Consider the following 2,323-nt stretch of genomic DNA (forward strand, 5'->3'; position numbering starts at 1 on the left):
GCGAGGAAGGCAGCAAGACCATCGGATCACACCTTCCTCGTCGCTGAGTTCGAGCTCTAGCTACTCCTCGACCGGTACCCAGGCCCGGGTCTTCACCGAGCGGGCGACCGCTTCCAGCACTGCCTGGGCGCGTACTCCGTCGTGGAAGCTTGGGGCGGGGTTACGCCCTTCCGCGATCGCGGTGAGAAGCTCGTACACCGCGTGGACGAACGAGTGCTCGTAGCCGAGGGTGTGGCCGGGCGGCCACCAGTTCTTCGCATAGGCGTGCTCCGGCTCGGTGGCGAGGATCCGGCGGAACCCGCGCAGCTCCTTCGGGTCATCGAGAGAGTAGAACCAAAGAACGTTCGGTTCCTCGGCGTTCCAATGAACGCTCCCGCGGCTTCCATCCACCTCGAGGTGCATGAAGTTTTTCCTCCCGGTCGCCACTCGGGTCGTCTCGAACACCCCGCTCGCCCCGTGTTGAAACCGAGCGAGGAACAGCGCCGCGTCGTCGACCGTGACTCTTCCCGTTCCCGCCCCGTCGGGAAGCGGCCGCTCGTGTACGAACGTGGGCAGGTCTCCGACCACTTCTTCGATCTCTCCGACGAGGAACCGGGCGAGGTCGGTGACATGGACCGCCGTGTCCCCGAGGGCACCGGAACCGGCTCTCTCCTTATCGAACCGCCAGGTGAACGGGATCCCCGGATCGAGCCCCCAGTCCTGGAGGTAGAGGGCGTGGAACTGCCGCACCTCCCCGATCGCGCCGTCGTCGATCAGCTTCTTGGCGAGCCGGATCGCGGGAAAGAACCGATAGTTGAAGCAGATCATGTGGGGGACTTCGGCCTCCTCGACTGCGGCGAGCATCCGCCTTGCTTCAGCAAGGTCGCGTCCGAGCGGCTTCTCGCAGAAGACCGCCTTGCCCGCCTGCGCCGCCTGGATCACGATCTCGGCATGAAGGTCGTTCGAGACGCAGATATCGACCAGGTCGATATCATCGCGAGTGACGGCGTCGTGCCAGTCGGTCGTGTGCTCCTCCCATCCGAACCGGCGCGCGAATTCCGCAAGAGCTGCTTCATCCCGACCGCAGGCGAGCCGCAACCGCGGGACAAGCGGGGGAGCGAAGAACGCCCGTACCTGGCGGTACGCGTTCGCGTGTGCCCGTCCCATGAACCGCTGTCCGATGAGCGCAATGTTGATCTCGTTGATCATTCAACCTCCTCTAGGCAGGTTCCCCCACGCGGCAATGATATTGCGCAGGCCGGTGACGAACCAATTGTAGTAATTCTGCCAATCGTCTGCCTCCCGGTACTTGCGGAGCGCGACCTCGACGCGCGCCCGCGCCATCCGCTCGCCGTTACGATCGCCGTCCTGGTACTGAACGATTCGGAACGTGTCCTCGCGACGGGCGAGCCGCGCCCAGGCGTCCCGGGACGGCGGCGGCGGAATCGCCGAGACGATATTCCAAAACTGCGCGATGTCGGAAGAGTCACCTTTACCAGAATTGATCGCCCAGGCATCCTGAGACGGGGGTGGCGGAATCGCCGAGACGATATTCCAAAACTGCGCGATATCGGAAGAGTCACCTTTACCAGAATTTATCTTGCCCAGCAGTGATCGCGCCGCTGACGGGAGGACCGGATCGAGAAGCCACGCGCACAGGGAGAGGCGTTCCAACCGCGCCTCGTAGAGGGTGCGGTCGCTATCGCTCAGCTTTACGTCGTGCAATGACGCCCGCCAGCCGGGAGCGATCGTCGCTGCTTCCTGCGACCACTCCGCGGCGAACGCGGGGAGCCGCGCCAGCAGGCCGGCCTTCCCATCACGCTCCACCAGGTAGTGGACCACGCTCGTTCCGACATCGTACCACAGAGGAGGGGGGACATCCTCCAACTTGCCTCCGGATTGGGCCCATGCCGCAGCGACGGCCTCCCAACGGCGGTGGTCGCCGCACAGGGAATGCGCGGTGTAGTCAGCGATCCCTTCTCTGATCAGCGGGGGCAACGAACCAAAGTCGGTCCCTTCGTACCGGCACACAAGCTCGGTCAACCAGTGGGTGAGCTCGTGCGTGAGGACGAACCGCCAGTCGTCCGTGCGGGTCAGGATGATGTCCGATCCCGAAGAAAGGATCGGGATCAGGCTCGCACTCGGTCCGGTCAGTTTCTCCAACGTGAGCTCGCGCGGCGAGATGGGTGGCCCGTAGAGTCCGATGAACGAGTAGTCCCCGCATGCGGCGTTCATCGACTCCCAATCGGGATAGACCCCGATGATCAATGGATGAACCCTCTTCCCGTTCCAACTCGGAGCCGGGAGGATGAGGATATCGTTCGAGTTCGCCTCCGGAACAGGG

2 protein-coding genes are annotated in these 2,323 nt (G+C 63.9%); both read right to left on the minus strand.

The genetic code is table 11. The features are described 5' to 3' along the window. Positions 1-60: 60 nt before the first annotated feature. Positions 61-1,188, minus strand: a complete 1,128-nt coding sequence (locus J7J55_05140; GenBank protein ID MCD6142084.1) for a Gfo/Idh/MocA family oxidoreductase — start codon at positions 1,186-1,188, stop codon at positions 61-63. Further along, positions 1,189-2,323 (minus strand): hypothetical protein (locus J7J55_05145; protein MCD6142085.1); only part of this gene is annotated, 1,135 nt, incomplete at its 5' end. It abuts the gene before it with no gap.

Source organism: Candidatus Bipolaricaulota bacterium, from assembly GCA_021159055.1.
Taxonomy (GTDB): domain Bacteria; phylum Bipolaricaulota; class Bipolaricaulia; order UBA7950; family UBA9294; genus S016-54.